Genomic DNA, 26,574 nt, shown 5'->3' on the forward strand with positions numbered 1-26,574 from the left:
ATGCGAGTGGCGGTGGTGGCCGGGCCCGACGCCGGGCATGCGATCCCGGCGATAGCCCTGAGCCTGCGTCTGGCCGAGGCGGGCGACGAGCCCGTCCTCTTCACCGGCGAGCGGTGGCTCGGCCTCGACCTGGACGGGGTGACGCTCGCGCCACTCGCCGGGCTGGCCCCGCGTCCGGAGGACGACGATGCCGATGCCGGTGCCCGCATCCATGCCCGCGCCGCCCACATCGCGTCCGAGATGCTGCCCGGGCTCAGCGCCTTGCTGCCCGACCTCGTCGTCTCCGACGTGCTCACCGCGGGCGGCGGCATGGCCGCCGAACGCCTCGGTATCCCCTGGGTGGAGCTGTCGCCCCATCCGCTGTATCTGCCCTCGCGGGGGCTGCCCCCCATCGGCAGCGGTCTCGCCGCAGGCACCGGGCTGCGCGGGCGCGCGCGGGACACGGTGCTGCGCGCGGCGACCGCCCGGTCGATCCGGCAGGGGGAACGCGAACGGTCCGCGGCGCGCGTCGGGATCGGCCTGGCCGCCCGGGATCCGGGGCCGGCGGCCCGGCTCGTCGCCACCCTGCCCGCCCTCGAGGTGCCGCGACCGGACTGGCCCGCCGGGGCGCACGTCGTCGGGCCGCTGCTGTGGGAGCCCACCGGCGACGTCCTGGCGCCGCCCTCCGGCGACGGACCGCTGGTGATGGTGGCCCCGTCCACCGCGGCTACCGGCGTGCCCGGCCTGCTCGACGCCGTGTGCACGGGCCTCGGCGGATCCGGGATGCGGATCGTCGTCGCGATGCTCGAGCCGCCCGAGCGGGACTGGCCGGACGGCGTCGTGGCCGGGCACGGCCGGCAGGACCTGCTGCTCGAGCAGGCCGACGTGGTGGTGTGCGGCGGCGGCCACGGGATGCTCGCCAAGGCCCTGCGCGCCGGGGTGCCCGCGGTCGTGGTGCCCGGCGGCGGCGACCAGTGGGAGCTGGCCAATCGGGCCGCCCGGCAGGGCAGCGCGGTGGTCGTGCGGCCACTCGACTCCGACGCGCTGCGGGCGGCCGTGGACACCGTGCTGACCGAGCCACGCTTCACGCGCGCGGCCCGCCTGGCCGCCGCGACGGCAACGCAGGTCGAGGACCCGGTGACCGTCTGCCGCAGCGTCGTGGCGCCGATGCGGTGACGTGCCCCGCGTCCGCGCCACCGGCCGCTGTCGGGGGTCCGGGAAGCGACTACCGTGGCGCAGGTGCGACTGACGGAATTTCACGAGTGTGTCCGCAACGAGTTCGGGCAGCTGCGCGGCGACGCCCTGCTACGTGACCACGTGCTGCTCTCGCTCGGCGGGCGGACCGCCGCCGCGGCCATCGAGGCCGGCCGGGAACCCCGTGAGGTGTGGCGGGCCCTGTGCGAGGAGTTCGACGTCCCGCCCGCGCGCCGGTGAAACCGCCGCGCCCGTTCCGTTCGAACAGTTGTTCGCCTATGCTGGTCCGCGGGTGGTGAAGAAGTAGTCCACAGGCGTCCGATTCATCCACAGATCCGGCCGCTCGCCGGTCGGGACGGCGAACTTGTCGGTGCCGGACTCTAACGTCATCGGCAAGCAAGACGAGACTCGAAAAGGGGACCACGATGGCACCACAGGCACACGATCGCGACAAGGCGCTCGAGCTGGCGCTCGCGCAGATCGACAAGAGCTTCGGCAAGGGCTCGGTGATGCGCCTGGGGGAGGAGTCCCGCCAGCCCATCGCCGTGATCCCGACGGGCTCGATCGCGCTCGACGTCGCGCTCGGCATCGGCGGCCTCCCGCGCGGCCGGGTCGTCGAGATCTACGGCCCGGAATCCTCCGGTAAGACGACGGTCGCGCTGCACGCCGTGGCCAACGCCCAGGCCGCCGGCGGCATCGCCGCCTTCATCGACGCCGAGCACGCGCTCGATCCCGAGTACGCGCGCAAGCTCGGTGTCGACACCGACGCCCTGCTCGTGTCGCAGCCGGATACCGGTGAGCAGGCGCTCGAGATCGCGGACATGCTGATCCGTTCCGGCGCGCTCGACATCATCGTGGTCGACTCGGTGGCGGCCCTGGTGCCGCGCGCCGAGATCGAGGGCGAGATGGGTGACAGCCACGTCGGCCTGCAGGCCCGCCTGATGAGCCAGGCGCTGCGCAAGATGACCGGTGCGCTCAACAACTCGGGCACCACCGCGATCTTCATCAACCAGCTGCGCGAGAAGATCGGTGTGATGTTCGGCTCGCCCGAAACGACCACCGGCGGCAAGGCTTTGAAGTTCTACGCCTCGGTGCGCCTGGACGTGCGCCGTATCGAGACCCTCAAGGACGGCTCCGACGCGGTGGGCAACCGCACCCGCGTCAAGGTCGTCAAGAACAAGGTGTCGCCGCCCTTCAAGCAGGCCGAGTTCGACATCCTCTACGGCCACGGCATCAGCAAGGAGGGCTCGCTCATCGACATGGGGGTCGAGCAGGGCTTCATCCGCAAGTCCGGCTCCTGGTACACCTACGAGGGCGACCAGCTCGGTCAGGGCAAGGAGAACGCCCGCAAGTTCCTGCTGGAGAACACCGACGTCCGGGACGAGATCGAGAAGAAGATCAAGGAGAAGCTCGGCATCGGGGCGGACGTCACCGCCGAGCCCGCCGACGAGCCCGCCGACTTCTGAGTCGAGCGTTGGGCAGCGACTCCCGTCGCGGTGACCGGCGCGGCGGCGACCTGCCCGGCGGCGGAACGGAGGCACAGGCCAAGGACCTGTGCCTCCGTCTGCTGACCGACCGGGCTCGCAGCCGCGCCGAACTCGCCGCGAAACTCGAACAGAAGGGCTTCGCCGCGGACGTCGCCGAGCGGACCCTCGACCGGCTCACCGAGGTGGGCCTCGTCGACGACGCCGAGTTCGCCCAGCAGTGGGTGCGCTCCCGTCATCGGCATGCCGGCCGGGGCAAACGTGCTCTGGCAATGGAACTGCGCCGCAAGGGGATCGGGCAGCACGAGGCGGCTGAGGCGCTGGAGCAGATCGACGGCGACGACGAACGCGCCCGCGCCGCCGAACTGGTGCGCAAGAAGCTGCGCACCCAGCCCCCGCTGCCCACGGAGGGGGATCGGCGCGAGATCGCCGCGGAACGGGACAAGGTGGTGCGACGGCTGGTCGGCATGCTCGCCCGCCGTGGTTACCCGCAGGGCGTGGCCTTCGACGTGGTCCGCGGCGAACTCGCCGGGCTCGATCCCGAGCCCGGCGACGTCGCCACCGACTGACGGGTTACCGGCGCTTGTCGTGATCGCTGGTGATGTCCACCCCCGGGACGGTCATGCCGGAAAGCACGTTGTCGGGGGCGTTCTCGTCGGCCTCCGGCATCGCGGCACGGTTCTTGCGTCCGGTCCGCAGACGCCGCTCGAGCCGCGTCGCGACGACCGTCAACGCGCCGTTGAGCACGATCATGATCGCGGCCACCACGAGCAGCGACGGCAGGTAGTTGCCGAAGAACGCGCCGAGCTGCTGACCGGCGCGCACGACTTCGACGTACCCGATGAGATAGCCGAGCGCGGAGTCCTTCAGGGCCACCACCATCTGCGAGACGATCGCCGGCAACATCGCCGTGGCGGCCTGTGGCAACAGGATCAGACGCATGATCTGGCCCTTGCGCATGCCCAGCGCCGCGGCGGCCTCGGTCTGCCCGCGGGGCAGCGACCGGATGCCGGCGCGGACGATCTCGGCGATCACCGAGCCGTTGTAGAGGGTCAGGCCGGTGACCACCGCCGCCAGCGCCAGGTACTTCGACCGGAAGACCTGGTATTCGGCGAACAGCTGGTAGGCGAAGATCATCAGGATCAGTACCGGGATGGCCCGGAACAGTTCGACGATGAAGCCGCACACCGCGCGCACGGGCCGGTGATCGGAGAGCCGGCCGATGCCCAGCGCGGCCCCGAGGATCAGGGCGAGCACGATGGATACCGCGGCCGCGATGAGGGTGCCCCGGATGCCGGGGATCAGATACGTGGTCCACGAGCTCGATTCCAGGAACGGCTCCCACTTCGCGGTGGTGAGCTGCCCCTTGTCGTCGAGAGCCCGGTAGACGAAATAGCCGACGGCGACGAGCAGCACGGCCACCGCCGCCGAGGCGACGTGGTAGATCGTTCGCGCCCGGGGGCCGGGGGCGTCGTAGAGGACGGTTGCGCGGCCGGTGCTCACCGGGACACCTCGAATCGCGTGCTCAGCCAGCCGAACAGCAGGCCCGTGGGCAGGGTCAGGATCACGAAGCCGAGGGCGAAGATGCCGCCGATGACGAAGATCTGCGCCTCGTTCTCGATCATGGTCTTCATCAGCAGGGAGGCCTCCGAGACGCCGATGACGGACGCGATCGTCGAATTCTTGGTCAGGGCGATCAGCACGCTGCCGAGGGGTGCGATCACCGCGCGGAACGCCTGCGGCAGCACGATCAGGCGCAGATTCTGGCCGAAGGTCAGCCCGAGGGAGCGGCCCGCCTCGGCCTGCCCGACGTTGACGGTGTTGATGCCCGAGCGCAGCGACTCGCAGACGAACGCCGCGGTATAGACGCTCAGGCCCAGCACCGCGAGCCGGAAGTTGTTGTCCACCAGGAACGTCGGCGACGACTGGGGGGCAAGGCTGATGCCCAGCGTCTGTGACAGGCCGAACAGGCAGAAGATGATGATCAGCGTCAGGGGGGTGTTGCGGAAGATCCCCACGTACACGGTGCCGACCGCCCGTGCCACCGGCACCGGGGACACGCGCATGCCGGCGAGGATCGTTCCGAGGATCAGCGCGCCGATCGCCGAGAACACCGTCAACTGCACGGTGGTCCAGAAGGCGTCGATCAACTGATCGCCGTACTTGCTCAACAGATCCACAGGTCAACTCCACCGATCGGGGACTGGGATCCGGCCGGCCCGTGACGAGTCGTCGAACGGGCCGGCCGGACGGCGGGGACGGTCAGTAGCGGTCGACCTGCGGCGGTTCCGGCAGGGGGTATCCGGACGGGCCGACAGTGGATTCGAGGGCGGCCTGCCAGGCCCCGCTCGAGATCATCTCTTCGATCGCGTCGTTGATCTGGTTGCGGGACTCGGTGTCGCCCTTGGCCAGACCGATACCGTAGCGCTCTTCCGTGAACGGCTCGCCCACGACCTTCAACTGGCCCGGGTACTGGGCCGCGTAACCGGCGAGAATGATGTCGTCGGTGGTCACGGCGTCGACCGCACCGTTGCGCAGCGCCTCGACGCAGGCGGAGTAGGTGTCGAACTCCTGCAGCTGCACGTCCTGCGCGTAGGTGTCCTTGACCTTCTGTGCGGGGGTGGAGCCGGCCACCGAGCACAGCCGCTTGCCGCCGTTGAGCGACTCCGGTCCGGTGATGTCGGTGTTGTCGGCACGCACGAGCAACGACTGGCCGGCGACGAAGTACGGCCCGGCGAAGTCGACCTTCTCCTTGCGCGTGTCGGTGATCGAGTAGGTGGCGACGATGTAGTCCACCTCACCGTTCTCGATGAGGGTCTCGCGCTGCGGGGACGGGGCTTCCTTGAACTCGATGTTCTCCGGCGCCACTCCCAGCTGCTGCCCGACGTACTTCGCGACCTCGACGTCGAACCCGCTGAAGGTACCGTCGGGGTTGCGCAACCCGAGCCCGGGCTGGTCGAACTTGATGCCGACGACGAGGGAGCCGCTCTCGGCGGACTGCGACACGCTGCGCTGCTCGTCTCCGCCACACGCGGTGGCGAGCACGGCGACGGCGATCGCGCCGATGCCCAGGCGAACCGAGCGGGTGATTCTCATCGAGTACCTCCGTGTTGTGGGTGATGCCGCCCCGGTTCCGGTGCGGCAGCGACGCCGGATCAGTGACTGAGGATCTTGCCGAGGAAGTCCTGGGCGCGGGCGGACTTGGGTGCGGTGAAGAACGTGTCGGGGTCGGTGTCCTCGATGATCTGCCCGTCCGCCATGAACAGCACGCGGTTGCCGGCCTTGCGGGCGAAGCCCATCTCGTGGGTGACGACGAGCATCGTCATGCCCTCCCGGGCCAGCGACGTCATGACGTCGAGCACCTCCTGGACCATCTCGGGGTCCAGCGCCGAGGTCGGCTCGTCGAACAGCATGACCTTCGGGTTCATCGCCAGTGCCCGCGCGATCGCGACGCGCTGCTGCTGGCCGCCCGAGAGCTGCGCGGGATACTTTTCCGCCTGATTGGCGATGCCGACGCGGTCGAGAAGTTGCAGCGCCTGCTCCTTGGCCTCGGTCCTGCCCTTGCGACGGACCTTTACCGGGGCGAGCATGACGTTCTCGAGGATGGTCTTGTGCGCGAACAGGTTGAACGACTGGAACACCATTCCCACGTCGGCTCGCAGCGCCGCGAGCGCCTTACCTTCTGCGGGAAGCAGCTTGCCGTCCACCCGGATCTCGCCCGAGTCGATCGGCTCGAGCCGGTTGATGGTCCGGCACAGGGTGGACTTGCCGGACCCGGACGGCCCCACCACGATCACGACCTGACCCGCCGATACTTCGAGGTTGATGTCCTGCAGCACGTGCAGGGCTCCGAAGTGCTTCTCCACCGCCGACATCGAGATCATCGGGGGTGCGCCGCCTGCCGAGCCGGAGGGCTTCTCGAATTCGACCGCCGCTGGTGTCATGGACAGAACCCTATGCTGCCCGCGCCGCCGTGCCGCAATTTTCGCAAGCCGAGTTCGGACTGCGTAATGGAAAATTTACGGTCGGCCCCGAAAGGCCGGTTCCGGTTCGCCCCGCCGGGTCGCGCGATGGACTAGTTTGTCTCTCTCGGCCCACTTCAGGAGCGGTCCGGCCCCGTGAGCTAGGCTGGGACGTGTCATCGATGGACCATGAACCCCCCAGCGCCCCGGCCGCCCTCGACGCGACCGCCGAGGTCGGCGCCCGCACCTACGAGGTGCGCACCTATGGCTGCCAGATGAACGTGCACGACTCGGAGCGCCTGTCCGGGCTGCTCGAGGACTCCGGGTTCACCAAGGCAGGGCCGGGTGCGCCCGCCGATCTCGTGGTCTTCAACACCTGCGCGGTGCGGGAGAATGCCGACAACAAGCTCTACGGCAACCTGAGCCATCTGCGGCCCGTCAAGGACGCCAACCCGAACATGCAGATCGCCGTCGGTGGGTGCCTTGCCCAGAAGGACCGCGAGGTCGTCGTGAAGAAGGCGCCGTGGGTCGACGTCGTGTTCGGGACGCACAACATCGGCAACCTGCCGGCGCTGCTCGATCGTGCCCGGCACAACCGCCGCGCCGAGGTCGAGATCCTCGAATCGCTCGAGGCGTTCCCCTCGACCCTGCCCGCCCGGCGCGAGTCCAGCTACGCCGGCTGGGTGTCGATCTCCGTGGGCTGCAACAACACCTGCACCTTCTGCATCGTGCCGTCGCTGCGTGGCAAGGAGGTGGACCGCCGGCCCGGTGACATCCTCGCCGAGGTCCGCGCGCTCGTCGACGAGGGCGTCCTCGAGGTGACCCTGCTCGGGCAGAACGTCAACTCCTACGGCCGCTCCTTCGCCGATCCGGAGCAGCCCCGCGACCGCGGCGCGTTCGCCGCGCTGCTGCGCGCCTGCGGCGGTATCGAGGGTCTCGAACGGGTCCGCTTCACCTCCCCGCACCCCGCGGAGTTCACCGACGACGTCATCGAGGCGATGGCGCAGACCCCGAACGTGTGCCCGCAGCTGCATATGCCGCTGCAGTCCGGCTCGGACCGCGTCCTGCGCGCGATGCGCCGCTCGTACCGCAAGGAGCGGTTCCTCGGGATCATCGAGAAGGTGCGCGCGGCCATGCCGCACGCGGCGATCACCACCGATATCATCGTCGGGTTCCCCGGCGAGACCGAGGAGGACTTCCAGGAGACCCTCGACGTCGTCGAGAAGGCCCGGTTCACCAGCGCCTTCACCTTCCAGTACTCCAGGCGACCCGGCACGCCGGCCGCGGAGATGGACGGCCAGCTGCCCAAGGCGGTGGTGCAGGAACGGTACGAACGGCTCATCGCGCTGCAGGAGCGGATCACCCTCGAGGAGAACCTCGCGCTCGTCGGCAGGGAGGTCGAGTTGCTCGTCGCCGCGGGGGAGGGCCGCAAGGACTCCGAGACCGCCCGGATGAGCGGCCGCGCCCGTGACGGCCGGCTCGTGCACTTCCGGCCCGAGGGCAACATCGACCGTGCGGTTCGCCCGGGCGACGTCGTCACGATCGTGATCAGCGAGGCCGCCCCGCACCATCTGGTCGCGGACACCCCGATCCTGACTCATCGGCGCACCCGCGCCGGCGACCGGTTCGAGCAGGGCCGCACCCCCAAGACGCCCCCCATCGGGGTGGGGCTCGGTCTCCCGCAGATCGGTGTGCCCGAGCCACTTCCGGCACAGACGGGATGTGACGCATGACCGCGAGCGGCCCCGACGAGGGCAGGACGCCCGGCGACGACGCCGGGGACGACGGAAGGGATCCGATGGACGAAGTCCGCGCCGACCTCGAGGCAGCCGAACGCAAGATCGCCGGCGAGATCGACCCCGGAGCCCGCGCGCTCGTCGTCGCGGTCGCGGTGCTCGTGCTGCTCGGCTCGTTCAGCCTGCCCCATGCCGGGGCGGCCAACGGGTGGGAGGTGCTGTCCTTCGCCCCCGACGCGACCGCCGAGTCCATCGCGCTGCCCTCCCGCATCTTCGTGTGGCTCGCTCTGGTGTTCGGCGCGATCTTCTCCATCCTGGCGCTCGTCACCCGCCGGTGGGTGCTGGCGTGGCTGGCGCTGGCCGGCTCCGCGGTGTCGATCGTGTTCGGCATGCTCTCGATCTGGTCGAGGCAGACCCTGCCGGTCGGCGACCCGGGCGCGGGACCGGGCATCGGCCTGATCCTGGGCTGGATCACCGTCATGGTGCTCACCTTCCACTGGGCGAAGGTGGTGTGGACGCGCACCGCGCTTCAGCTCGCCGCCGAGGAGGAACTCCGCAACGCGGCCGCCCAGCAGGAGAACAAGGGCCTGCTCGACGACTGACCGCCCGGGACCGGACGAACGACGGTGCCCCCGGCTCGAACGAGCCGGGGGCACCGTCGTGTCCGGAGGGGCGCTCAGCGCTCCCCGACGGCTCCTTCCGCGGCGTCGGCCCATTCCCGCCACTGCTGCGCCTGCGCGAGCGCACTCTCGGCGTCCTTCGGGCGGCCCGCGGCGGTGGCCTTGGCGGCCTGCTCCTCGAACTGGCGCACGCGCTCCCGGAACTGGGCGGCACGGGCGAGCGCCTCCGGGTCGGTGCGCCGCCATTCGGACTCGGCAGCCTCGCGGACCCGCTTCTCGATCGCCCGCAGACGGCTCTCGAGGTCGTGCATCCGCTCCCGCGGGACCTTGCCGATCTCCTCCCACCTGTCCTGCAGCTCGCGCAGCCGGGCCCGGGCGGCGTCGATGTCCGCCGCCGGATCGATCGACGCCGCCGACTGCAGCAGCGCCTCCTTCGCCTGCGCGTTCTCCTCGAACTCCGCGTCCCGCTCCGAGGCGGCCGCGTTGCGGGCGGCGAAGAACACGTCCTGGGCGCCCTTGAACCGCTTCCACAGCTGATCGTCGGCCTCGCGCGGCGCCCGACCGGCCGCCTTCCACTCGGCGAGAAGTTCCCGGAACGCGGCCGCCGTCGCACCCCAGTCGGTCGAGTCCTGCAGTTCCTCGGCCTGCGCCACGAGATCCTCCTTGCGGGCCCGGGCGGCGGCGCGCTCGCGGTCCAGTTCGGCGAAGTGCGCGCCGCGCCGGCGGTTGAACGCCTCGCGGGCCTTCGAATAGCGCCGCCACAGGGCGTCGTCGACCTTACGGTCCACGCCGCGGATCGTCTTCCACTCCTCGAGGATCTCCCGCAACCGGTCGCCGGCAGCCTTCCACTGGGTCGACTCGGCGCCGATCTGCTCGGCCTCGGCCGCGAGGGCCTCCTTGCGGGCGGTGGCCGCCGCCCGCTGGTGCTCCTTCTCCTGTTTCGCGGCGACCGCCGCCTTCTCCGAGTCCGCGACGATCGCCGCGAGCCGCTCGGCGAGGGTGTCGAGGTCACCGATCACGGCGGCGGTGGGCAAGGACTCCGCGAGCGCCTGGGCGGCCGCCCGGGTCTTCTTCGCGTCCCCGGTGCCCGAGCTCAGCCGCGACTCGAGGATCGCCACCTCGGTCGCGAGGTCGTCGTACCGGCGGCCGAAGTGGGCAAGCCCCTCGGCGGCGTCGCCCGCCTGCCAGGACCCGATGCACCGCTCGCCCTCGGCGGTCTTCACCCACGCCGTGCCGTCCTCGTCGACGCGGCCCCACCGGCTCGGATCGCTGGCCGGGACCGTGGGCTGCGGATGGGGATGGGCGGCCGGGTGCGGCTTGGGTGCCGACGACTCGGGGGCCGGCCGCTGCCGACCCGGTTTGGGAGCGCCCGGCTTCGGAGCGCGGGATTCCTGCGTTGCGTTCGGGTCGGTCATCGGTCCTCATCTCTGCCGCGCGGCACGGCTGCCTGGTCACACTGGTTCGCGTGGTCGGGCCGCGGAGGTCGCTCCGAGACCACGCCCGCCCACTATTGAAACAGGTCGCACGGCCGGGAGGCGGCGGGTCGGGTCGACTACGGTGGCCCGTGTGTTGATCGCCGCGGCGTTCGTGCCGTCCCCACCCCTGCTCGTTCCCGAGTTGACCGGCTCCGCGGCCGCCGAGACCGCCGACCTGCGCGCCGCCGTGCTCGACGTCGGGGCGGAACTGCGCGCCGCGGCGCAGTGGGTCGTCGTCGGTACGGGCACGGAGGCTGCGCACCTCCCGGACACGGCCGTCGGAACGTTCCGCGGCTTCGGTGTCGACCTGGCCGTATCGCTCGGGCCGGCGACCGCGGGGACGCCCGATCCGCAGCTGCCGCTGCCGGCCCTGATCGCGGGCTGGTTGCGCGACCGGACGGCGCCGGTCGTGCGCGCCACCACGCACGTCGTGCCGGCCGACACGACCCCGCAGGACTGCGCCCGCTTCGGGCGGCGGCTGCGCGGCGCCCTGGACGCGGACCGCACCCCGACGGCCCTGCTCGTGGTCGCGGATGGCCCGGCCACGCTCACCGCGAAGGCACCCGGGGCCTACCACCCCGGGGCGCAGGAGGTGGACGAGGCGCTCGGCGCCGCCCTCGCGGTCGGCGACGCCGCCGCGCTCGCCGCGCTCGACCCGGCGCTCTGCACCGAACTGGTCCTCGACGGCCGCGCCGCATGGCAGGTGCTGGCCGCGGTGTTCGGCTCCGACGGACCGGCGGCGGCCGCCACGACCCACAGCAGCGCGCCGTACGGCGTGGGATACCACGTCGGGATGTGGCGACCGTGACCCGTGAGCCCCTCCCTCCGGTGGCCGTCGTCGGCCCGACGGCCACCGGCAAGTCCGATCTGGGTCTCGATCTCGCCGAGGAGCTCGGCGGGGAGATCGTCAACATCGATGCGATGCAGCAGTACCGCGGCATGGACATCGGCACCGCCAAGCTGCCCGTCGACGAGCGGCGCGGCATCACCCACCATCAGCTCGACGTCCTCGATGTCACCGAGACCGCCACGGTCGCCCGCTACCAGCAGGCCGCGACCGCCGACGTCGAGGCGATCCGGGACCGCGGCGCCGTGCCGATCATCGTCGGCGGCTCGATGATGTACGTGCAGGCCCTCCTCGACGAGTGGCAGTTCCCCGCGACGGATCCGCAGGTACGGGCCAAGTGGGAGGCGCTGCTCGCCGACGAGGGGGTGGCCGCGGTGCACGCGGCGCTGCAGCGGGCCGACCCGGTCGCCGCGGCGACGATCCTCCCCACCGACGGCCGCCGCATGGTCCGCGCCCTCGAAGTGGTCGAGCTCACCGGGGCGCCGTTCGCGGCGTCGCAGCCGCAGATCGGCGATCCCAGATGGGGGACCGTCGTGCTGGGGGTGGACCGGGACACCGTGGCCCTCGACGACCGGATCGCTCGGCGCACGGACCTGATGTTCGAGCGCGGACTGGTCGACGAGGTGGCGGCGCTGTGCGAGCAGGGGCTGCACGAGGGGGTAACCGCCCGTCGGGCGATCGGGTACGCGCAGGTGCTCGAGTACCTGGCCGGTGAGTGCGACCTCGCCCACGCCCGCGAGCGCACCTTCATCGGGACGCGGCGCTACGTGCGCCGGCAACGCTCGTGGTTCCGCCGGGATCCGCGGGTGCACTGGCTCGACGGTGCCGATCCGGCGCTGCGGGACACGGCGCTGCGGGTTCTCGCCGATGCGAACCGTCGTTAAGGTGACGGGCATGGACTTCAGCAAGGGCCACGGCACCGAGAACGACTTCGTGATCCTCCCGGATCCCGACGTGCGGATCTCCCTCGAGCCGAAGCGGGTGGCGGCGCTGTGCGACCGCCGTCGCGGCCTCGGGGCGGACGGGGTCCTGCGCGTCGCGCGCGCCGGGGCGCTGGTCGACGCCGGGGTTCTGCCGGCACTGCCCGAGGGGACGGACGCCGACGACTGGTTCATGGACTACCGCAACGCCGACGGCTCGATCGCGGAGATGTGCGGCAACGGGGTGCGGGTGTTCGCGCACTTCGTCACCGCCAGCGGGCTCGAGTCGCGCGGCGAGTTCGTCGTCGGCAGCCGTGCCGGCGGCAAGCCGGTGCAGGTGCACAGCGCCGACGCCACCCACGGCGAGGTCACCGTCGACATGGGTGTGGTGCGGGAGCTGGGGGAGTCGACGGCCACCATCGAGGGCCGGGTGTACCGCGGGCTGGGCATCGACGTCGGCAACCCGCACCTGGCCTGTGTCGATCCGCACCTGACCGCGGCGACCCTGGCCGCCCTCGACCTTTCCGGTCCGGGTTTCGACCCCGGCTTCTTCCCGCAGGGGGTCAACATCGAGTTCCTCACGCCCATCTCCGCGGGCGCGGTGGACATGCGGGTGTACGAGCGGGGCGTGGGGGAGACCCGGTCCTGCGGCACCGGCACGGTCGCGGCCGCCGCCGCGGCGTTGCGTTTCGACGGGTCCGGCTCCGGTACGGTCCAGGTGCACGTCCCCGGCGGGACCGTGCAGGTGCGCCTCGAGGACGGCCGGGCCGCGTTGCGCGGCCCGTCGGTGCTGGTGGCGTCGGGCACGATCGGCGACGACTGGTGGGGCGGCCTGGACTGACTCCCGGCCCGGCGGCGCCGGTGCGCCGCGCGGGTTTCGCCCTGCGCGGACACCCGGAAAGTCGCATGCGTCGGCGCGTCCGACGTGGGACGATGGTCGTGTATGACGAACACACGACGAAACGAATCGGCCACCGACGACGCGGACCGCGTCGCGGGCTGGGCCCCCGCCGACCCGTCGGTCGGCGAGATGCAGCTCGAGGACCGCAGCGCCCTGCGCCGCGTCGCCGGGCTGTCCACCGAACTCGAGGACATCACCGAGGTCGAATACCGGCAGCTCCGCCTCGAGCGGGTCGTGCTGGTCGGGGTGTGGACCGGCGGCACCGCGGCCCAGGCCGAGGCCAGCCTCGCCGAGCTCGCCGCACTGGCCGAGACCGCGGGCTCCGAGGTACTCGAGGGCCTGATCCAGCGCCGGGACCGTCCCGACGCCGCGACCTACATCGGCTCCGGCAAGGCCGAGGAACTGCGCCAGGTGGTGCTGGCCACCGGTGCCGACACCGTCATCTGCGACGGCGAGCTGACCCCCGCGCAGCTGACCGCCCTGGAGAAGATCGTCAAGGTCAAGGTCATCGACCGCACCGCACTGATCCTCGACATCTTCGCCCAGCACGCCACCTCCCGTGAAGGCAAGGCGCAGGTATCGCTCGCGCAGATGGAGTACATGCTGCCGCGACTGCGCGGCTGGGGCGAGTCGATGTCGCGGCAGGCCGGCGGCCGTGCCGGCAGCAACGGCGGCGTGGGCCTGCGCGGTCCCGGCGAGACGAAGATCGAGACGGACCGTCGCCGCATCCGCGAACGGATGGCCAAGCTGCGCCGCGAGATCAAGGCGATGAAGTCCGTTCGCGACACCAAGCGCACCCGGCGCATGCGCAACCGCATCCCGTCGGTCGCGATCGTCGGCTACACCAACGCCGGCAAGTCCAGCCTGCTCAACAAGCTCACCGGTTCCGGTGTGCTGGTGCAGAACGCGTTGTTCGCGACGCTCGACCCGACCACCCGCCGGGCCGAACTGCCGGACGGACGGGAGTACGTGCTCACCGACACCGTCGGCTTCGTGCGGCACCTGCCGACCCAGCTCGTCGAGGCGTTCCGCTCCACCCTCGAGGAGGTCACGGACGCGGACCTGCTGCTGCACGTGGTGGACGGGTCCGATCCGTTGCCGACGGACCAGATCAAGGCCGTGCGCGAGGTGATCACCGACGTGCTGCGCGAGTCCGACGCTCCGCCGCCGCCCGAGCTGATCGTGGTGAACAAGGTCGACGCCGCCGACCCGCTGACCCTCACCGAGCTGCGCGCCCTGCTGCCCGACGCGGTGTTCGTCTCGGCGCGCAGCGGCGAGGGACTCGACGAACTGCGCGAGCACCTCGCCGCGCTGCTCGAGCACCCGGACGTCGAGGTGAAGGTGCTGCTGCCGTACACGCGGGGCGACCTGCTCGCGCGGATCCACTCGGACGGGCAGGTCCTGAACTCCGCGCACGAGGTGGACGGTACGCGCGTGCATGCCCGCGTGCCGCAGGCGCTCGCGTCGGCCCTGGTCGAGTACGCCGCCTAGTGCGCGGGGCCCTCGTCGGCCTGGTGGCCTCGGCGGCCGTCGTGTCGGCGCCGGCCGCCGCGGCGCAGACCTCCACGGTCCCGATCGCCGAGGTCGACGGTGGCGTGCTGTGCACCCCCACCGATCCCGCCCTCGCGGAGCTGTCGGGCCTCGTCGCCTCCGGTGATCGCGTGTTCGCGGTGCCGGACGCCGGGGCCGACGAGGCGGTGTTCGAGCTCGGGGCCGACTGCGCGGTGGTGCGCCGCATCCCGCCGCCCGTCGACCCGTACGACGTGGAGGACCTCGCCGCCGGTCCGGACGGCCGGCTGTGGCTCGGCGACGTCGGCGACAATCGCGCCGCGCGCGACACCGTCGCGCTGATCTCGGTCGACCCGCAGACCGGCGCGGGCAGCCTGCACCGGCTCACCTATCCCGACGGCCCACGCGACGCGGAGACGCTGCTCGTCCCGCGCGACGGGGTGCCGCTGATCGTCTCCAAGCCGCTGTTCGGCAGTGCCGGGATCTACCGGCCGGCGGGCGGGCGGAGCGTGGACGACCTGCCCGACCCGGGGCCGGTCCCGCTCGAACGCGTCGGATCCCTGACCCTCGGCCCCACGGACACCCCCGGCGGACCCGTCGGCGGGGCCTCCTCCGCGCTGGTCACCGGTGGCGCGGTCAGCGCCGACGGCACCGTCGCCGCAGTGCGCACGTACACCGATGTCTACCTCTTCCACGCCCCCGACGGCGACGTCGCGGCGGCGCTCGCGGCGGGCCCGGCCCTGCGGGTGCCGGTGCCCCACGAACCCCAGGGCGAGGCGGTGGCCTTCACCGCGAGCGGGGACCTGCTGACCGCTTCCGAATCCGCCGGCGGCGCCCTGCCGGGAGTGCGGGTGTGGCGCGACGTGGTGGGCCTGTTCCGGCCCACGCCTGCGGAGGAGCCGGCGCAGACCCCGGACGGAGCGATGCCCGCGGCGATCGCCGCGGGCATCGTGGTGATCGCAGCCGCCGCAGGCGGGCTGTGGCGACGGGCCGCGCGCCGCCGCCGGGGCTGACGTCAGGCGTCGAGGTCGGCGGCCACCAGCTCGGCGACCCGGGCGAGCACGTCGGTGTCGTCGCTGGTCACGGTGACCTCGGTGCCCTGGGTGGCGCCGAGCGTCATGATGAGCAGCGCCGAGCCCGCGTCGACGGGTTCGCCGCCGTCCACGGCCAGGGTCACCGGGACTCCGGAGGCGACCACGGCTTCGGCGATGATGCCGGCCGGCCGGGCATGCAGGCCGATGGACGAGCCGACGGTGACGGTGGTGCTGGGCATGGGAACTCCTTCGGGGTAGGGACGGTCGTCGGATCCGATCAGGCGACGGCGGGCTGGGCCGCGGTGTCGCTGCTGCGCAGGTGGGCGGGCCGGTGCACCTCCTTGGCGAGGGTCACGCACAGCGCACCCACGACGGTGCCGGCGGCGAGGGCGACCAGGAACCACAGCAGGTTGCCGATGGCGAAGAACACGAAGATGCCGCCGTGCGGGGCGCTGAGGGTCGTCCCGGTGGCCATCACGATCGCGCCGGTGACGGCGCCGCCGGCCATCATCGACGGGATCACCCGCAGCGGGTCCGCCGCCGCGAACGGGATCGCTCCCTCGGAGATGAACGAGGCACCGAGCAGCCATGCGGCCTTGCCGTTCTCGCGTTCGGCGGTGCTGTAGATGCCCGGCCGCAGCGTCGACGACAGTGCCATCGCCAGCGGCGGCACCATGCCGGCGGCCATCACGGCCGCCATGATCTGCAGCGAGGCGTTGTTCGAGACGTCGAGCCCGGCGACGGCGAAGGCGTAGGCGGCCTTGTTGACCGGGCCGCCGAGGTCGAAGCACATCATCAGGCCGAGGATCACGCCGAGGATGACGACCGAACTCCCGGACAGGCCGTTGAGCCAGTTCGTCAGGCCCGTGGTGATCGCGGCGAGGGGCTTGCCGAGGACGAGGAACATGAGGGCGCCGACGATGAGGGTGGCGAACAGCGGGATGATCACCACCGGCATCAGCCCGCGGGCCCACACCGGGACCGGGATGCGACCCACCCACAGCGCTGCGAAGCCTGCGATGAGGCCGCCGACGAGGCCACCGATGAAGCCGGCCCCGACGAACACGGCCACCGCGCCGGCGGTGAAGCCGGGCGCCAGGCCGGGCCGGTCCGCGATCGCGAAGGCGATGAAGCCCGCCAGGGCGGGCACCAGGAAGGAGAACGCCAGCGAGCCGAGCTGGAACAGAACCGCGCCGAGATAGGTGGTCAGGCCGCCGTCCGGGAGGTCGGTCAGCGAGTTGCCGACCACGATGTCGGCGGCGGGCTCGGTGATCTCGTACCCGCCGAGCAGGAATCCGAGGGCGATGAGCAGGCCGCCCGCGGCGACGAACGGGATCATGTAGCTCACGCCGGTCAGCAGGATCTGACGCAGCCGGGTGCCCCAGCCGACCTCGCCCGCCGAGGGTTCGTCGGCGGCCGCAGCCACGGCGGCCGCGTCGACGGTGCCCGCGGACGGGTCCTTCGCCGCGCGCATCGCCTCGGCGACCATCACGTCGGGCTCGTTGATCGCCCGCTTGACGCCCGAGGCGACCACCGGTTTGCCGGCGAACCGTTCGCGGTTCTTCACGCCGACGTCGGTGGCGAAGATGACGGCGTCGGCGCCGGCGATCACGGACGCCGGCAGGGGGGTGCTGCCGCTCGAACCCTGGGTCTCGACCCGCACCGTGACTCCGGCGCGTTCGCCCGCGGCCTTGAGGGCATCGGCGGCCATGTAGGTGTGGGCGATTCCCGTCGGGCAGGCGGTGACAGCGACGATGGTGCGCTCGGCGGCCGGGGTGGGTTCGGGCGCCGGGGTGGCCGGCGCGGACTCGGCGGCCGGGGCCGCGGTGGTGGCCGGGGCCGGTTTCGGCAGAACCCCCTCGACCAGCGCGATCACGTCCGCGGGTGTGGCCGCGTCGCGCAGTGACCCGACGAAGTCCGGCCGCACGAGTGCCCGGGCGAGCGACGAGAGCAGCTTCATGTGCTCGGCTCCGGCCCCCTCCGGGGCGGCGATGAGGAACACGAGGTCGGCGGGTCCGTCGGGGGCCCCGAAGTCCACCTTGGGGGACAGTCGCGCGAAGCCGAGCGACGCGGTGGCGACGGCGTCGGCGCGGCAGTGCGGGATGGCGATCCCACCGGGCAGGCCGGTGGCCGACTTGGCCTCCCGGTCCAGGGCGGCGGCGGTCAGTGCCGCCGCGTCGGTGGCGCGGCCGGCGGCGGCCAGCCGCGAGGCCAGCGCGGCGATGACCGACTCCTTGTCGGCGCCGAGGTCTGCGTCGAGCGCGATCAGGCCGTCGTCGATGATCGCGGGCCCGGAGGTGGCGCCGGAAGCGATGTCTGGCATGGCGTGTCCTTACTGGTGGTGAGGGAGGGCCGGGGACGGGGTGTCCAGGGGAACGGGGCGGAGCGGAGCGACCTCGACGGCGCCGGTGTCGACGTCGTCGGGTCCGGGAAGCGTGGTGCCGGGAAGTGCCACGGCCGCCGAGCCGTACGCGACGGCGTGGCGGAGGCGCTCGGCGGGGCCGAGCCCGGCCAGCTCCGCGACGAGATAGCCGGCGAGGGAGGAGTCGCCGGCGCCGACGGTGCTGCGCGCGGTCACGGGTCCGGGCACCGCGTGCCAGGCACCCTCGGCGGTGATCAGCACCGCGCCGGCCGCGCCGAGCGTGGCCAGCACCGCCCCGACGCCGCGCTCGACGAGCCGGCGTCCGGCGGCGACGACGGGTCCGGTGTCGCCGGCCGCCGCCGCGGATTCCAGGGCGGCGGCGTCCGCGCCGGTGAGCTGGGCGAGCTCGTCCGAGTTCGGTTTGAGCAGGTCGGGGGCGGCGTCGGGGAACCGGGCCGCGAGCGACAGCAGGGGAGACTCGGAGGTGTCCACCGCGATGCGGCACGCGACGGACCCGTCGACGGCGGCCGCGCGGACGGAGCGGACGAGATCGGCGTACCAGTCGGCGGGCACGCCGGGCGGCAGCGATCCGGACATCACCACCCAGCGGGCGTCGGCGGCGGCATCGACGACGGTCCGGCGCAGCGCATCGAGTGTCCCTTCGGTATACGCCGGGCCGGGCTCGTTGAGCTTGGTGGTGGTGCCGTCGGGCTCGGCGACGGTGATGTTGCTGCGCGCGAAGCCCCCGGTCGGAACGGCGCGGTAGCCGATGCCGTGGTCGTCGAGCGCGGCGAGCAACGGGTCGCCGGTGTTTCCCGGCAGGACGGCCAGGACCGGCCGGCCGGCCGCGCGGAGCACGCGGGCGACGTTGACGCCCTTGCCGCCCGGGTCCACGCGGGTGGCGGCGGCGCGGTGCACGGCGCCGCGGACGAGCGGGCCCGTCAGTGCGACCGTCCGGTCCAGGCTGGGGTTGGCGGTCAGCGTGACGATCATGCCGTCACCACCTCGATTCCGTTGTCGGTGAGCTCTTTGCAGTCGGTGTCGTCGATCTCGGTGTCCGTGACGAGCACGTCCACGGCGTCGACGGGGGCGAAGCTGATCAGGTGCTGTCGGCCGATCTTGGAGGAGTCGGCGACGACGACCACCCGGTCGGCGCATCGGACCATCGCGCGCTTGACGGCGGCCTCGTCCGGGTCGGGAGTGGACAGGCCGTGGCCGACGCTGAGCGCGTTGGTGCCGATGAAGGCGACGTCGACGTGCAGAGCCCGGAGGAATCGCAGCGCGTCCTCGCCCACGCTGGCCTGCGTGATCCCGCGGACCCGGCCGCCGAGCATGTGCAGGCGCACCGATCCGAGGCCGGCGAGCCGCGCGGCGATCGGAACCGAGTTGGTGACCACCTCGAGGTCCACGTCAGCGGGCAGCGCCGCCACCAGCCGGCCGGTGGTGGTGCCGGCGTCGAACACCACACTGCCGCCGGCGGGGGGAAGGTACCGGGCCGCCGCGGCGGCGATCCGGTCTTTCTGTGCGGCGTGGGTGTGCTCGCGCTCGCTCAGCGCGGGTTCGGTCACCGTGAGCGCTGCGGTGGGGATCGCGCCGCCGTGCACCCGGCGCACATGGCCGAGCCGCTCGAGCAGGGCGAGGTCCCGGCGGACGGTCTCGGTGGTGACGCGGAAACGGGTGGCCAGATCGGCGACGGACATCCGTCCCCGTCGGCCGATCAGCTCGGCGATCGCCTGCTGCCGTTCCTCTGCGTACACGCCGGGCTCCTCACCGCCGAAATGTTGGTTTATGTTGTTTTACGCCCGTATGTGTTGACATGTCAATGGTTCGGAGTAATCTCGATCACAGAATTACCCCGGAGGCCCATCCCGACACACCGGGCGGCGAGGAGGAGACATGGAGAAGGTGATTCCCGCAGCGGCGGAGATGTCGATCGTTCGGGGCACGCCCGTCGTGCCCGGGGTTGCCTACGGCCCAGTCGTGCGCCCCGCGCCGCGGCCGCAGATACCCGCCACGTTCGAGAGCATCCCGGACACCGCGCGCGACGCCGAGGCGGAGCGTTTCCGGGCGGCCGCCACCACCGTCGCGGACCGGCTGCGCAGCCGCGCCGGCCAGGCCTCGGGCGCCGCCGCCGAGGTCCTGCTCGCCAACGCCCAGCTCGCCGAGGACCGCGGCTGGCTCGGCGCCGTCGCCGCGAAGATCCGCAGCGGAGCCGGCGCGGTCGAGGCCGCCGTCGGCGCCACCGACCAGTTCGCCGACATGTTCACCAAGCTCGGCGGGCTGATGGCCGAGCGCGTCACCGACCTCCTCGACATCCGCGACCGCGTGCTCGCCGAGCTCAGCGGCCACCCCGAACCCGGTCTCGACCTGCCCGAGGAACCGTCGATTCTCTTCGCGGAGGACCTCGCCCCCGCCGACACCGCCGGCCTCGATCCGACCCGCGTGATCGGGCTCGCCACCACCCTCGGCGGGCCCACCAGCCACACCGCGATCATCGCCCGGCAGCTCGGCATCCCCTGCGTGGTCGCGGCGGCCGACCTGGACACCGTTCCCGCCGGCACCCGCGTCCTCCTCGACGGGGCCGCCGGTGAGATCCGTCTCGACCCCGACCCCGAAGGCGCGGCCGCTGCGGTCGCAACCGACCGCAGCGAGCGTGCGCGCATCGCGTCCTGGGCCGGCCCCGGCACCACCGCGGACGGTCATCGTGTCGAGATCCTCGCGAACGTGCAGGACGGCGCCGGTGCCCGTGCCGCCCGCGAGACCCCGGCCGAGGGGGTCGGCCTGTTTCGGACCGAGCTGTGCTTCCTGGACCGGGAAACCGAGCCGACCGTCGAGGAACAGGCCGCGATCTACGCGGAGGTCTTCACCGCCTTCGCCGGCCGGAAGGTCGTCCTGCGGACCCTCGACGCGGGCTCCGACAAGCCGCTGCGCTTCGTCAACCACCCCGACGAGCACAACCCCGCACTCGGGTTGCGCGGCATCCGGATCGCGACCGCCACCGAAGGACTGCTCGACCGGCAGCTCGACGCCGTCGCCGCCGCGGCCGCCCGCACAGGCGCCGCGCCGTGGGTGATGGCGCCGATGATCGCGACCGTCGCGGAGGCCGCGCACTTCGCCGCCGCCGTCCGCGCCCGCGACCTCGTGCCGGGGGTGATGGTGGAGGTGCCGGCTGCCGCGCTGCTCGCCGAACGCCTCCTCGAACACGTCGACTTCCTGTCGATCGGCACCAACGACCTCGCGCAGTACACGATGGCCGCGGACCGCATGTCGCCGCACCTCGCGGCCCTCACCGACCCGTGGCAGCCGGCCGTGCTGGCCCTGGTCGCCCGCACCGCCGCCGCCGGGCGCGCGGCCGGCAAGCGGGTCGGGGTGTGCGGGGAGGCGGCAGCCGACCCGTTGCTCGGCTGTGTCCTGACCGGCATGGGGGTCACCTCGTTGTCCTGTGCGGCAGCAGCCGTCGCCGGCGTCGGCTCCCGCCTGGCCACGGTCACCCTCGACCGGTGCCGCGAGGCCGCGGACGAAGTGCTCCGCACCGTCGACCCCGGCGAGGCGCGCGAGGCGGCGGCCCGCGTGCTCGCCTGACCGAGGTGATCCGCGTCGGGAGCGACCCCCGCGACCTGCTCCCGGAGCCGGCCGGCGCCTACCATTCCCCGTTGTGAACGAACAACTGAGGACGCGGACGGCCGGGTTCGGCTGGACCCTGCACGGCGACGGACGTCGCGTTGCCGACGGCGAGGTCGTCGCCCCGGACGAACGACTGTCCTGGCCCCGCACCGTGGGCATCGGCATGCAGCACGTGATCGCGATGTTCGGCGCCACGCTGCTCGTGCCGACGATCACAGGCTTCCCGGTCACCACGACGCTGCTCTTCTCCGGTGTCGGCACCGCCCTGTTCCTGCTGATCACCCGCGGCCGGGTGCCCAGCTATCTCGGCTCGTCGTTCGCGTTCATCGCGCCGCTGGCGGCCTCGGCCGGCGAGGGCCCCGCCGCCCAGCTCGGCGGCATCGTCGCCGTAGGAGTCGCCCTCGCGCTCGTCGGTCTCGTCGTCAAGGCGCTGGGGTCCCGCGTCGTCGACGCGCTGATGCCGCCCGTCGTGACCGGCGCGATCGTCGCCCTCATCGGCCTGAACCTCGCGCCGGTCGCGGTCGGATCCTTCGAGGCCCAGCCGCTCGTCGCGGCGATCACGCTGGCCGCGATCCTGCTCGTCACGGTGCTCGGCCCCGGCCTCGTCGGCCGCCTCGGCATTCTCGTCGGCGTGATCGTCGGCTGGCTCTTCGCCGCCGTCTCCGGCGGCCTCGCCGAGGAACGCGTCGCGGCCCTGCGCGACGCCGCGTGGTTCGGCCTGCCCGAACTGCGCGCCCCCGCGTTCGAGCTGTCCGTGGTGCTGATCGCCCTGCCCGTCGTGGTGGTTCTCGTCGCCGAGAACGTCGGCCACGTCAAGGCCGTGGCGGCCATGACCGGCCGCAATCTCGACGACGTCGCCGGCGACGCGCTGCTCGCCGACGGCCTGGCCACGACGCTCGCCGGGGTCGGTGGCGGCTCGGGCACCACCACCTACGCCGAGAACATCGGCGTGATGGCCGCGACGCGGGTGTACTCGACCGCGGCGTACTGGGTGGCCGCCGCGACGGCCGTGGTCCTCGCCTTCTCCCCGAAGTTCGGTGCCCTCGTCTTCACCGTCCCGGACGGCGTGCTCGGCGGCGCCACCCTGGTCCTGTACGGCTTGATCGGCATCCTCGGCGTGCGGATCTGGATGGAGGCGAAGGTCGACTTCACCGATCCGGTCAACCTCACGGTGGCCGCCGCCGCGCTCGTGGCCGGGATCGGCGACCTCACCCTCACTGTGGGTTCCGTCGAACTCGGTGGCATCGCGTGGGGCTCGATCGGCATCCTGATCGCCTACCCGCTCCTGCGGCGATTGGCGGACCTGCGCCGCCGGCCGCCCGGCGTGTCCGGTCACAAATAACGCTCGTTCCTGTCAGCGTCAGACCCGTCCTCCGATGTCTACCGTGAGCGTGACGTACGTCATCGGATACAGGAGCGCACATGGAACGCACCCTCTTCGAGCCCGAGCACGAACTTTTCCGCGAGTCGTACCGGAAGTTCCTCGAGCAGGAGGTGGCTCCCTTCCACGAGCAGTGGGAGCAGGACAAGATCGTCGACCGTGAGGTCTGGAAGAAGGCAGGCGCGCAGGGCTTCCTGGGCATGGCCGTGCCCGAGGAGTACGGCGGCGGCGGTGTCGAGGACTTCCGCTACAACACGATCGTCACCGAGGAGACCACGCGCGGAGGTTTCAGCGGCATCGGTTTCATGCTGCACAACGACGTCGTGGCGCCGTACCTGCTGAAGCTGGCGAACGAGGAGCAGAAGCGGCGCTGGCTGCCGGGATTCTGTTCCGGCGAGATCATCACCGCGATCGCGATGACCGAGCCCGGCACGGGCAGCGACCTGCAGGGCATCAAGACCCGCGCGGTGCGGGACGGCGAGGAGTGGATCCTCAACGGTTCCAAGACCTTCATCACCAACGGCATCAACGCGGACCTGGTGATCGTCGTCGCCTGCACCGACCCGGACAAGGGGGCGCAGGGCTTCTCGCTCCTCGTCGTCGAGCGCGGGATGGCCGGCTTCGAGCGCGGCCGCAATCTCGACAAGATCGGCCTCGCGGCGCAGGACACCGCCGAGCTGCACTTCACCGACGTGCGGGTGCCCGCCGCCAACCTCCTCGGTGAGGAGGGCCTGGGCTTCATCTACCTGATGCAGAACCTGCCGCAGGAGCGCCTGTCGATCGCCGTGGTGGCGGCGGCGGCGATGGAGGCCGTGCTCGAGGACACGATGCAGTACTGCCGCGACCGCAAGGCGTTCGGCAAGTCGATCGGCAGCTTCCAGAACACCCGGTTCGAGCTGGCGGAGCTGGCCACCGAGACCACCCTCGCGCGCGTGTTCGTCGACAGGTGCATCGAGCAGCTCAACGCCGGAACCCTGAGCGTGCAGGAGGCGGCGATGGCCAAGTACTGGACCACCGACAAGCAGGTCGAGCTGATCGACCGGTGCCTGCAGTTGCACGGCGGTTACGGCTACATGCGCGAATACCCGGTCGCGAAGGCGTATCTCGACGCCCGCGTGCAGAAGATCTACGGCGGCACCAACGAGATCATGAAGGACATCATCGGCCGCGGCCTGAATCTCTGACCGGCCCCGGGGCACCGGTCCCGGCCCGGAACGAGCACGGGCGGCGCCGCGATCCGCGGCGCCGCCCGCGCGCGTTCGCGGGGGAGGAGCGAGGTCAGAGCTTGCGGATCACGGTGACGACCTTGCCCAGGATGACGGCGTCGTTGCCCGGAATCGGTTCGAACATCGGGTTGTGCGGCATCAGCCACACGTCCTTCTTCACGCGCTTGAACGTCTTCACGGTCGCTTCGCCGTCGAGCATCGCGGCGACGATATCGCCGTTGTCCGCGACGTTCTGCTGGCGCACCACCACCCAGTCACCGTCGCAGATGGCCGCATCGACCATCGATTCGCCGACCACCTTGAGCAGGAACAGCGAACCCTGCCCCACCAGTTCTCTCGGGAGCGGGAACACGTCCTCGACGGACTCCTCCGCCAGGATCGGACCGCCCGCCGCGATCCTGCCCAGCACGGGAACCATGGCGGCCGGCGTGGCGGACTCGGCGGCGGTGTCGACCCCCTCCGCCGGCTGCGCCTGCGGGGCCGCAGGCTGCGGATCGTCGAGGCCGCGCACGTCCACTGCCCGGGGGCGGTTCGGATCGCGCCGGAGGAAGCCCTTGCGTTCGAGGGTGCGCAACTGGTGCGCCACCGACGAGGTGGAGTTGAGGCCCACCGCGTCGCCGATCTCGCGGATGCTCGGAGGGTAGCCCCGTTCGGTGACCGATTCGCGGATCACCTCGAGGACGCGGCGCTGGCGTTCGGTCAGGCCGGCGGCCGGATCGGCGGTGGTCGTCCGGCTCCGCCCGGCCCGGGGATGGCCGTCCGTCATGATCGTGACCTCCGTGCGTCGTGTGTCGGATGTGCTGGATGTGATGGATCGAATCTAGCTCTCCGATGGCCGGTTATCAAACATCTGTTCGAGATTTTCGGCCGGTAGTGCTGACTTTGTCGGAGCGGCGTGGTACACATCGAACACACGTTCTTTCGAACAGGTGATCGAATTACTCTCGCCGTCGATCGAGCGGTGACCGAAGTTCCGCCGCGGGCCCCGTCCCGCGGACGAGCGACACGGAGGCCTCGATGAGGACATCAGCAGTTCGCCGCACCGAATGGAACGACACCCGGCACCACCCAGACCAGTGCGACGACACCGGGCAGTACGACACGGGACACTACGACGACACCGGGCAGTGCGACACAGGGCCGTGCAACGACACCGGGCAGTTCGAGGACACAGGGCAGTACGACACCGGACGGGACGGCGAGGGCCGGGCACGACGCTCCGCGGCGACGCACCTCGCCCGGCGGCCGCACGAGGCGCCGGACCGGCGGCTGCCGGTCCGCCCGGATCCGGGGGTGGTGGACTACCGGCGCGCTCCGGTCCGGGTCTCGCGCGTCCCGCACCGGCCCGCCGGGACCGCGCAGCCCGGCCTGCGCACCGTACTGGCGACGGCCCTGCTGACCGCGGTCGCGACCGCGGGACTGCTCGGGATTGCCCACCTGCGCACCAGCCAGGTTGCGGCCGGGGCCGCACGTACCGACGTCACCGTCGTGCAGGCGGGGGAGTCGCTCGGCGACGTCGCGGCGCGGGTGACTCCGGGTTTGCCCCGCCCCGAGGCGATCGAGCGGATCCTCGAACTCAATGCCATGTCGGACGGCCGTCTGCGGGACGGCCAGACCCTGCTCGTTCCGGCCTCCGCGCCGCGGTGAACCGGCATGGACGGGCGGGTACCGGATCCGGCCGACGATCCGGGTATGCAGGTATTGTCGACTCTTGTCAGTCACACCACCTCGTGTGGTCGCGCCGAGAGCGATTCGCCTGCCGGTGAGTCCGGTCTCGGGAGGACGGCATCGGTTCGACGCCGACGTCGCGGCCAGCACGGCTACGACGAAGGAATCGACATGTACTGCCCGTATTGCCGGCACCCCGATTCCCGCGTCGTCGATTCCCGCGAAGCCGACGAGGGGGCCGCGATCCGTCGCCGAAGGGCATGCCCCCAGTGCGGCAGGCGTTTCACCACCGTCGAGACGGCGGTGCTGTCGGTCGTCAAGCGCAGCGGCGTCACCGAACCGTTCAGCCGGGAGAAGGTGGTGCGCGGGGTGGCCCGTGCCTGCCAGGGCCGCGACGTCGACAACGACGCCCTCAACCTCCTCGCCCAGCAGGTCGAGGACGCGGTGCGGGCCAAGGGTTCCCCGGAGATTCCGAGCAACGAGGTCGGTCTGGCCATCCTCGGCCCGCTGCGGGACCTGGACGAGGTGGCGTATCTGCGATTCGCCTCCGTCTACCGGTCCTTCAGCTCCGCAGAGGATTTCGAGCGCGAGATCAAGGAACTGCGCGAGCACCAGCACCGACGCGAGACCGAGTCCCCGGACTGAGCGCCGC

The 26,574-nt window shown here is 71.9% G+C and carries 26 protein-coding genes; 16 read left to right on the forward strand and 10 right to left on the reverse strand.

Going from position 1 to position 26,574, the window contains the following annotated elements; genetic code table 11:
• From KZJ41_RS13135 to recX, 4 genes are all read left to right on the forward strand, one after another.
• Entirely contained in the window at window positions 1–1,155 is a 1,155-nt protein-coding gene (locus KZJ41_RS13135) for a glycosyltransferase (protein WP_044476646.1), read from the forward strand.
• A gap of 63 nt (window positions 1,156–1,218) precedes the next feature.
• Window positions 1,219–1,413 carry a DUF3046 domain-containing protein gene (locus KZJ41_RS13140; protein WP_029543347.1) on the forward strand — a complete coding sequence of 65 codons (195 nt, stop codon included), beginning with the start codon at window positions 1,219–1,221 and terminating at the stop codon, window positions 1,411–1,413.
• Window positions 1,414–1,598: 185 nt separating this feature from the next.
• On the forward strand, window positions 1,599–2,639 hold the full coding sequence (recA, locus tag KZJ41_RS13145) for a recombinase RecA (protein WP_006948259.1): 1,041 nt from the start codon (window positions 1,599–1,601) through the stop codon (window positions 2,637–2,639).
• 8 nt (window positions 2,640–2,647) lie between these two features.
• On the forward strand, window positions 2,648–3,226 hold the full coding sequence (gene recX, locus KZJ41_RS13150; protein WP_006948258.1) for a recombination regulator RecX: 579 nt from the start codon (window positions 2,648–2,650) through the stop codon (window positions 3,224–3,226).
• 4 nt (window positions 3,227–3,230) lie between these two features.
• On the opposite strand, the gene KZJ41_RS13155 is transcribed toward recX, so the two are convergent.
• From KZJ41_RS13155 to KZJ41_RS13170, 4 genes are all read right to left on the reverse strand, one after another.
• Window positions 3,231–4,160 carry an amino acid ABC transporter permease gene (locus KZJ41_RS13155; RefSeq protein WP_251550873.1) on the reverse strand — a complete coding sequence of 310 codons (930 nt, stop codon included), beginning with the start codon at window positions 4,158–4,160 and terminating at the stop codon, window positions 3,231–3,233.
• Window positions 4,157–4,837, reverse strand: a complete 681-nt coding sequence (locus tag KZJ41_RS13160) for an amino acid ABC transporter permease (protein ID WP_006948253.1) — start codon at window positions 4,835–4,837, stop codon at window positions 4,157–4,159. The genes KZJ41_RS13155 and KZJ41_RS13160 overlap by 4 nt, the downstream gene beginning before the upstream one ends.
• A gap of 82 nt (window positions 4,838–4,919) precedes the next feature.
• Window positions 4,920–5,753: a glutamate ABC transporter substrate-binding protein gene (locus KZJ41_RS13165; protein ID WP_006948252.1), complete on the reverse strand. Its 834-nt coding sequence runs from the start codon at window positions 5,751–5,753 to the stop codon at window positions 4,920–4,922.
• Between the two features lie 59 nt (window positions 5,754–5,812).
• Complete coding sequence (locus KZJ41_RS13170; protein WP_029543348.1) at window positions 5,813–6,541, reverse strand: amino acid ABC transporter ATP-binding protein; 729 nt, start codon at window positions 6,539–6,541, stop codon at window positions 5,813–5,815.
• Window positions 6,542–6,801: 260 nt separating this feature from the next.
• On the opposite strand from KZJ41_RS13170, the gene miaB reads away from it, so the two are divergent.
• Both miaB and KZJ41_RS13180 read left to right on the forward strand, forming a co-directional pair.
• Window positions 6,802–8,352: a tRNA (N6-isopentenyl adenosine(37)-C2)-methylthiotransferase MiaB gene (gene miaB / locus KZJ41_RS13175; RefSeq protein WP_006948250.1), complete on the forward strand. Its 1,551-nt coding sequence runs from the start codon at window positions 6,802–6,804 to the stop codon at window positions 8,350–8,352.
• Entirely contained in the window at window positions 8,349–8,957 is a 609-nt protein-coding gene (locus KZJ41_RS13180; protein WP_006948249.1) for a hypothetical protein, read from the forward strand. Before miaB ends, KZJ41_RS13180 begins: the two co-directional genes overlap by 4 nt.
• Before the next feature lie 74 nt (window positions 8,958–9,031).
• Here the strand turns inward: KZJ41_RS13180 and KZJ41_RS13185 are convergent, their stop codons facing one another.
• A complete protein-coding gene (locus KZJ41_RS13185) occupies window positions 9,032–10,390 on the reverse strand; it encodes a DUF349 domain-containing protein (protein ID WP_072635137.1) in 1,359 nt (452 codons plus the stop codon).
• 151 nt (window positions 10,391–10,541) lie between these two features.
• Between KZJ41_RS13185 and KZJ41_RS13190 the strand changes: the two genes are divergently transcribed.
• The 5 genes from KZJ41_RS13190 to KZJ41_RS13210 all read left to right on the forward strand — a co-directional run bounded on the left by KZJ41_RS13190 (window position 10,542) and on the right by KZJ41_RS13210 (window position 15,640).
• Entirely contained in the window at window positions 10,542–11,258 is a 717-nt protein-coding gene (locus KZJ41_RS13190) for a hypothetical protein (protein ID WP_029543353.1), read from the forward strand.
• Window positions 11,246–12,181 (forward strand): tRNA (adenosine(37)-N6)-dimethylallyltransferase MiaA, encoded by a 936-nt coding sequence (gene miaA, locus KZJ41_RS13195; protein ID WP_029543354.1) that lies wholly within the window; start codon window positions 11,246–11,248, stop codon window positions 12,179–12,181. The genes KZJ41_RS13190 and miaA overlap by 13 nt, the downstream gene beginning before the upstream one ends.
• A gap of 10 nt (window positions 12,182–12,191) precedes the next feature.
• Window positions 12,192–13,058, forward strand: a complete 867-nt coding sequence (dapF, locus tag KZJ41_RS13200; protein WP_029543356.1) for a diaminopimelate epimerase — start codon at window positions 12,192–12,194, stop codon at window positions 13,056–13,058.
• Window positions 13,059–13,160: 102 nt separating this feature from the next.
• Window positions 13,161–14,609 carry a GTPase HflX gene (gene hflX, locus KZJ41_RS13205; RefSeq protein WP_006935077.1) on the forward strand — a complete coding sequence of 483 codons (1,449 nt, stop codon included), beginning with the start codon at window positions 13,161–13,163 and terminating at the stop codon, window positions 14,607–14,609.
• Complete coding sequence (locus KZJ41_RS13210) at window positions 14,609–15,640, forward strand: hypothetical protein (RefSeq protein ID WP_065922627.1); 1,032 nt, start codon at window positions 14,609–14,611, stop codon at window positions 15,638–15,640. Before hflX ends, KZJ41_RS13210 begins: the two co-directional genes overlap by 1 nt.
• A gap of 2 nt (window positions 15,641–15,642) precedes the next feature.
• Here KZJ41_RS13210 and KZJ41_RS13215 read toward each other — a convergent pair whose 3' ends face one another.
• The 4 genes from KZJ41_RS13215 to KZJ41_RS13230 are packed head-to-tail and all read right to left on the reverse strand — an operon-like array spanning window position 15,643 to window position 19,780.
• Complete coding sequence (locus tag KZJ41_RS13215) at window positions 15,643–15,900, reverse strand: HPr family phosphocarrier protein (RefSeq protein WP_006935073.1); 258 nt, start codon at window positions 15,898–15,900, stop codon at window positions 15,643–15,645.
• A 38-nt stretch (window positions 15,901–15,938) separates the two neighbouring features.
• Window positions 15,939–17,984, reverse strand: a complete 2,046-nt coding sequence (locus KZJ41_RS13220; RefSeq protein WP_029543363.1) for a fructose-specific PTS transporter subunit EIIC — start codon at window positions 17,982–17,984, stop codon at window positions 15,939–15,941.
• A gap of 9 nt (window positions 17,985–17,993) precedes the next feature.
• A complete protein-coding gene (locus tag KZJ41_RS13225; protein ID WP_065922626.1) occupies window positions 17,994–19,016 on the reverse strand; it encodes a 1-phosphofructokinase family hexose kinase in 1,023 nt (340 codons plus the stop codon).
• Complete coding sequence (locus KZJ41_RS13230) at window positions 19,013–19,780, reverse strand: DeoR/GlpR family DNA-binding transcription regulator (RefSeq protein WP_029543365.1); 768 nt, start codon at window positions 19,778–19,780, stop codon at window positions 19,013–19,015. Before KZJ41_RS13230 ends, KZJ41_RS13225 begins: the two co-directional genes overlap by 4 nt.
• Window positions 19,781–19,919: 139 nt before the next feature.
• Here KZJ41_RS13230 and ptsP point away from each other — a divergent pair, with 139 nt between their 5' ends.
• From ptsP to KZJ41_RS13245, 3 genes are all read left to right on the forward strand, one after another.
• A complete protein-coding gene (ptsP, locus tag KZJ41_RS13235; RefSeq protein WP_029543367.1) occupies window positions 19,920–21,605 on the forward strand; it encodes a phosphoenolpyruvate--protein phosphotransferase in 1,686 nt (561 codons plus the stop codon).
• A gap of 73 nt (window positions 21,606–21,678) precedes the next feature.
• Complete coding sequence (locus KZJ41_RS13240) at window positions 21,679–22,989, forward strand: uracil-xanthine permease family protein (protein WP_029543368.1); 1,311 nt, start codon at window positions 21,679–21,681, stop codon at window positions 22,987–22,989.
• An 80-nt stretch (window positions 22,990–23,069) separates the two neighbouring features.
• Entirely contained in the window at window positions 23,070–24,212 is a 1,143-nt protein-coding gene (locus KZJ41_RS13245; protein WP_006935056.1) for an acyl-CoA dehydrogenase family protein, read from the forward strand.
• Window positions 24,213–24,306: 94 nt separating this feature from the next.
• Here the strand turns inward: KZJ41_RS13245 and lexA are convergent, their stop codons facing one another.
• Window positions 24,307–25,020 (reverse strand): transcriptional repressor LexA, encoded by a 714-nt coding sequence (gene lexA, locus KZJ41_RS13250; RefSeq protein WP_006935055.1) that lies wholly within the window; start codon window positions 25,018–25,020, stop codon window positions 24,307–24,309.
• Between the two features lie 251 nt (window positions 25,021–25,271).
• Here lexA and KZJ41_RS13255 point away from each other — a divergent pair, with 251 nt between their 5' ends.
• Entirely contained in the window at window positions 25,272–25,901 is a 630-nt protein-coding gene (locus KZJ41_RS13255; RefSeq protein ID WP_251550883.1) for a LysM peptidoglycan-binding domain-containing protein, read from the forward strand.
• Between the two features lie 192 nt (window positions 25,902–26,093).
• On the forward strand, window positions 26,094–26,567 hold the full coding sequence (gene nrdR / locus KZJ41_RS13260) for a transcriptional regulator NrdR (RefSeq protein WP_029543374.1): 474 nt from the start codon (window positions 26,094–26,096) through the stop codon (window positions 26,565–26,567).
• Window positions 26,568–26,574 lie beyond the last annotated feature (7 nt).

It is taken from the genome of Rhodococcus sp. 11-3 (assembly GCF_023704055.1).
In the GTDB taxonomy this organism is placed as follows: domain Bacteria; phylum Actinomycetota; class Actinomycetes; order Mycobacteriales; family Mycobacteriaceae; genus Rhodococcus; species Rhodococcus aetherivorans.

Coding starts and splice junctions, on each gene's coding strand:
- KZJ41_RS13135 (WP_044476646.1), top strand. CDS start 1: ATGCGAGTGGCGGTGGTGGCCGGGCCCGACGCCGGGCATGCGATCCCG.
- recA (WP_006948259.1), top strand. CDS start 1,599: ATGGCACCACAGGCACACGATCGCGACAAGGCGCTCGAGCTGGCGCTC.
- KZJ41_RS13165 (WP_006948252.1), bottom strand. CDS start 5,753: ATGAGAATCACCCGCTCGGTTCGCCTGGGCATCGGCGCGATCGCCGTC.
- KZJ41_RS13170 (WP_029543348.1), bottom strand. CDS start 6,541: ATGATCTCGATGTCGGCGGTGGAGAAGCACTTCGGAGCCCTGCACGTG.
- miaB (WP_006948250.1), top strand. CDS start 6,802: ATGGACCATGAACCCCCCAGCGCCCCGGCCGCCCTCGACGCGACCGCC.
- KZJ41_RS13180 (WP_006948249.1), top strand. CDS start 8,349: ATGACCGCGAGCGGCCCCGACGAGGGCAGGACGCCCGGCGACGACGCC.
- KZJ41_RS13185 (WP_072635137.1), bottom strand. CDS start 10,390: ATGACCGACCCGAACGCAACGCAGGAATCCCGCGCTCCGAAGCCGGGC.
- dapF (WP_029543356.1), top strand. CDS start 12,192: ATGGACTTCAGCAAGGGCCACGGCACCGAGAACGACTTCGTGATCCTC.
- hflX (WP_006935077.1), top strand. CDS start 13,161: ATGACGAACACACGACGAAACGAATCGGCCACCGACGACGCGGACCGC.
- KZJ41_RS13215 (WP_006935073.1), bottom strand. CDS start 15,900: ATGCCCAGCACCACCGTCACCGTCGGCTCGTCCATCGGCCTGCATGCC.
- KZJ41_RS13220 (WP_029543363.1), bottom strand. CDS start 17,984: ATGCCAGACATCGCTTCCGGCGCCACCTCCGGGCCCGCGATCATCGAC.
- KZJ41_RS13225 (WP_065922626.1), bottom strand. CDS start 19,016: ATGATCGTCACGCTGACCGCCAACCCCAGCCTGGACCGGACGGTCGCA.
- ptsP (WP_029543367.1), top strand. CDS start 19,920: ATGGAGAAGGTGATTCCCGCAGCGGCGGAGATGTCGATCGTTCGGGGC.
- KZJ41_RS13245 (WP_006935056.1), top strand. CDS start 23,070: ATGGAACGCACCCTCTTCGAGCCCGAGCACGAACTTTTCCGCGAGTCG.
- lexA (WP_006935055.1), bottom strand. CDS start 25,020: ATGACGGACGGCCATCCCCGGGCCGGGCGGAGCCGGACGACCACCGCC.
- KZJ41_RS13255 (WP_251550883.1), top strand. CDS start 25,272: ATGAGGACATCAGCAGTTCGCCGCACCGAATGGAACGACACCCGGCAC.
- nrdR (WP_029543374.1), top strand. CDS start 26,094: ATGTACTGCCCGTATTGCCGGCACCCCGATTCCCGCGTCGTCGATTCC.